At 55.3% G+C, this 631-nt stretch carries 1 protein-coding gene; it reads left to right on the top strand.

From position 1 onward, the window contains the following. On the top strand, positions 1 to 631 hold a 631-nt coding region (locus AB0L34_RS34260; RefSeq protein ID WP_363709825.1), incomplete at both ends, for a hypothetical protein.

The following is a 631-nucleotide window of genomic DNA, read 5'->3' as shown; positions in this document are numbered from 1 at the left end:
AATCTTGAGAGGGCTTGATCAGCAGTACCCTGGGCGACTTTCCTTCACGATCTCAGGCACTAACCCTAAATGTGTCGAAGATGCGAAGGTTGGTCCCGAGGACAATCCCGTTTATAACTACTTCACTCGCGAGTATTTGAAGCCGCTAGGGATCGAAGAAGCGTACGATCTTCTGACGACAATCGGTGGGCGAGTAGGCCTTGCATGGGAAACTCCTGCATTATCTGCGAGCTATGCGCAGACCGGCGGGCACCCCGCCCTTCTGCGGGCACTTGGCTCGGCTGCTCACAATAAGAACCTGAGCCGGCATCAGATTATAAAGATATTGGAGCGCGACGTCCGCAGCCTCTCCCAAGACCTCCTAATCGAGAGTTCTCCTCTGCTTGCGCAGCTTGTTTCGACGCTAAAAGACGAGTACAAAGACGAGTATTTTCTGCTGACGCTCCTTGCGGAGGGCAAGGTTCAGGAGTTCGCAGAGTGGGCGCGACTCGCTCCTGCTGACGTGGGCCACCTTGTTGGGTATGGGATTTGTCGCGATCCCCATACCACGCCCAGTTTATGCATTAGGCTTCTGCAGACTTACCTGCAACGGCAGCTTGCGGAGCCAGTCCGCCCGAGTTCTGCGCTTCCA

Source organism: Micromonospora sp. NPDC052213, from assembly GCF_040679695.1.
Lineage (GTDB): Bacteria > Actinomycetota > Actinomycetes > Mycobacteriales > Micromonosporaceae > Micromonospora.
Note: the sequence above shows the minus strand (reverse complement) of the source record. Positions and strands in the feature narration are given on the sequence as shown.